At 63.3% G+C, this 3,546-nt stretch carries 3 protein-coding genes; all 3 read right to left on the reverse strand.

Features of this window, described 5'->3' with window-relative positions:
- On the reverse strand, positions 1-1,674 hold a 1,674-nt coding region (locus tag U9J41_RS29130), incomplete at its 3' end, for a CHASE domain-containing protein (RefSeq protein WP_322405691.1).
- A gap of 245 nt (positions 1,675-1,919) precedes the next feature.
- Entirely contained in the window at positions 1,920-2,774 is an 855-nt protein-coding gene (locus tag U9J41_RS29135) for a glycine-rich domain-containing protein (protein WP_322405692.1), read from the reverse strand.
- A gap of 334 nt (positions 2,775-3,108) precedes the next feature.
- The coding region (locus U9J41_RS29140) for a sensor histidine kinase (RefSeq protein WP_322405693.1) at positions 3,109-3,546 on the reverse strand (438 nt) is incomplete at its 5' end.

A 3,546-nucleotide genomic window follows, 5' to 3' on the forward strand; every position in this document is an offset into this window, starting at 1 on the left:
TTTGTTGCGCCCGCCCGGCGGCAGGCCGCATCCGTTGTCGCGCACCGTCAGCGACAGCCAGCCGCCGTTCAGGCGCAGTTCCACCTTCACGCGCGACGCGTTGGCGTGGCGGACGATGTTCGTGAGCGATTCCTGCAGGATGCGGAAGAAGGCAGTCGCGCAGTGGTCGGGCAGGGCGATCTCGCCGTGCTCGTCGTGGATGTCGCACTGGATGCCGGTGCGGCGCTGGAACTGGTTGACCTGCCACTCGACGGCCGCCGACAGGCCCAGGTCGAGCACGGTCGGGCGCAAGTCATTGATGATCTGGCGCACGCTCTTGATCGTCGTGTCGATCTGCACCAGCGTGGCGCGGGCGCGCAGGTGCAGGTGGTTGTGCGTGCCTTTCGTGCGTCCGGCCAGCAGCTCGGTCTCGATGCGCAGCGCGAGCAGGCTTTGGCCGAGGTCGTCGTGGATCTCGCGCGCGATGCGCTTGCGTTCCATTTCCTTGATCTGGTAGGCGTGGTCGGCCAGGCGCCTGAGCTTCTGATGCGACAGCTGCAGCTTGGCCTGGCTGTCGCGCAGTTCGCTCGTCATTTCCCGGGCGAGCGCGAGGGCGGCGCGGCGCGACGACGTCAAGGTGTGCAGCAGGGCATACAGCAGTACCGAGCCGAAGAAGCCGAACGCCATCATCAGTTTCGGGTAATAGGCGTCGAACTCCGTGTACAACGCCATCTTGGGTGCACTGAACGTCGTTTTCCACAGGCGGCCATTGAACTCCAACGGAAGCGTCGTGGAAAACGTTGTCTCGTCGCCGGCAAGCGGCGGCGTCGGGTCCAGCCTGCTGCCATGGCTGTCGAACAGTGCGCGCGGCAGCCCGGCCGTTTCCTGGCCATGGATGTCCAGGCCGGGACCGATGTCGTACAGCGTCATGCGCAGCCCCGCGATCGGGATCTCGTCCATCACGCCGTGCAGGAGTTTTGGAACGCTGAAGGCAATGCCCAGCGAGCCGACGTAGGCGGCGCGGCGCTCTTCCACCGTCTTCACAGGCGCGCCGGAATAATAGATCGGCATGCGCATGCCCAGGTGGTTATCGTTGGGGCCGGACAGGGCGAGGATGGGCGTGCCGGAGGCATAGAGTGTCGCCCGGTCGCGCGATTCGTCCAGTTGCCTGCTGAAATAACGGTTGGCGGACAGGTCGATGCCGTAATGGCCGGGGCTGGACTGGTCGGGTTCGATGTACGAGACGACCAGGTAGGATGGACGCCGGCCCGGCGGTGCGATATCCAGCGGCTCCCGCGTAGTCATGTAGCGCTGCATTTCTTCGCGCAGTTCGCTGACGAAGGCAGCGCGCTGCGCGTCGGTCACGTAGACCGCAAAATTGATGGAGTCGACCGCGGGGAAGTTCTTGGACAGGTTCAGTCCACTCACGTATTCGTGGAACTTGCGGTGGCTCAGGACGTCGGTGCTATGAATCATGCTGCCGGTCGCCCGCAGCAGATCGGTATAGGACTTGACCCGCACGCCGATCACGCTTTGCGCGTATTTCGCGTGGTTGATGAAGCGCTCGTAGGCATTGCGCTCGATCGAGCGCTGGGTCATCACGTATGACAGGCTGCCGACCAGCGACGACAGCAGGACGCCGGTCCAGAACGAGAACCGGGTGACCGAAAACGCGTCTCTCAGAACCGTCGGCATAGGATTTTCAAAGGTATGGCGGGCTCGCGCCGGCAAGTTGCTTATCGCTTTGCAACTTACCGGTGTCGGATGCATGGTGAACCTAGCAGCTCGAAGAGTTGTTGATGAGTCGGAATTGCTGTGATGGAAAAACACCCTGCAAGCAATGACTTGCAGGGTAAAACCGGCCAATTCGCCGTATATTTCCAGACGTTTGGCGCTTGATATAGATCAAGCGAAAAAGCCCGTACTGTTGTGTTGACCCATCATGCGATCCGGCCGCGCAGCTTGCCGTCCGGGCCGGCGCAGTAGGCGGTGGCGTCGGTGCCCAGGCGTTTGCCGTCCGGGCCGGCGCAGTAGGCGGTGGCGTCGGCGCCCAGGCGTTTGCTGTCCGGGCCGGCGCAGTAGGCGGTCGCGTTGGTGCCCAGGCGCTTGCTGTCGGGGCCGGCGCAGTAGGCGATTACCGCGCTGCGGATGGGGTTCAGCAGGTTGCGGAGCTTGCTGTCCGGACCGGCGCAGTAAGCGGTGGCCTGGCCCAGGACGTCGCTGTGGCCGCCGAGGCGCTTGTTGTCCGGTCCGGCGCAATAGGCGATGGCCGCGCGGTCGATCCGCCACTGGTTGTCGGGCCCGGCGCAATAGGCCGTGGCGACGGCGGCGTCGCGCCGGCCGTTCGCCTGCGGGCTGTCCGGTCCGGCGCAATAGGCCGTCCGCGCCCCGCCGCCGCTGTCGGCGGCCACGGCAGGGTAGGCTTCGCCGAACGTGGCTTCGTACAGTTCGCGCATGCGCTCGCCGCTGTCGAGGCGGAACTGTTCGTCGTCCTCGCCGCGCATGCCGACGTACGGATAGTGGTGCAGGAAATAGCCGAAGGCCTGTTCGCAGTCGGCGGCGTATTTCATCGTGTCGAGGATGTGGTAGTGCCAGAACGTGTCGACGTCGACCAGCGGCGCGGTGTCTTCTTCCGGATACATCTTCATCAGGCACAGGAAACGGCGATATTCCTTTTCCACGGCATTGGCCTTCTCCAGGCTCCAGCCTTCGCCCGATGCGACGTGCATCAGCTTCATCTTGATCGGTTCCAGGTCGAGTTGCATCACGGCGTTGATCAGGTCGTTGGTGTTCATTGGTCGTCCTCGTCTTGTTGATTGGGTACTGATTGGGTACTGCTATCCCTGGTGATGGTTGTCCGTTAAATCGATTGCCGAAAACAATATTTCGTCGATGCGTGTGATGACATCGGGCAACGCACTGTCGAATTTATGGACGTGTCTTGCACCTGCTCAATGTAGTTGAGACAATTTGCTTAGTTATTGATATTTATCAAAGATGCAATACGTATTGCCAATCCGGCTATGCAATTGTCGAGTTGTAGAGTAGGGGCGGCCTTCGACGCAAGCGTGAAGGCGAAGAGGATTCGCCGTCCGCATGAGGGCAGCGACGTGGTCGGACGTATCCGCGTCAGATCAGGGCCGGGCCCGGTCCGTGTTCGAGGTGTTCGCGGGACGGGTGTTCCTGTCCTCCCGCGACGGGCGCCGAGACGGTCACGGTCGTGCCGCCGTCCGGTTCGCTGAAGACGGCGCAGGTGCCGCCGAGGATCACGATGCGCTCCTCGATGCCGACCAGGCCGAACGAACCGTATTTGTTGCGCCCGCCCGGCGGCAGGCCGCATCCGTTGTCGCGCACCGTCAGCGACAGCCAGCCGCCGTTCAGGCGCAGTTCCACCTTCACGCGCGACGCGTTGGCGTGGCGGACGATGTTCGTGAGCGATTCCTGCAGGATGCGGAAGAAGGCAGTCGCGCAGTGGTCGGGCAGGGCGATCTCGCCGTGCTCGTCGTGGATGTCGCACTGGATGCCGGTGCGGCGCTGGAACTGGTTGACCTGCCACTCGACGGCCGC

It is taken from the genome of Massilia luteola (assembly GCF_034420155.1).
Lineage (GTDB): Bacteria > Pseudomonadota > Gammaproteobacteria > Burkholderiales > Burkholderiaceae_D > Telluria > Telluria luteola.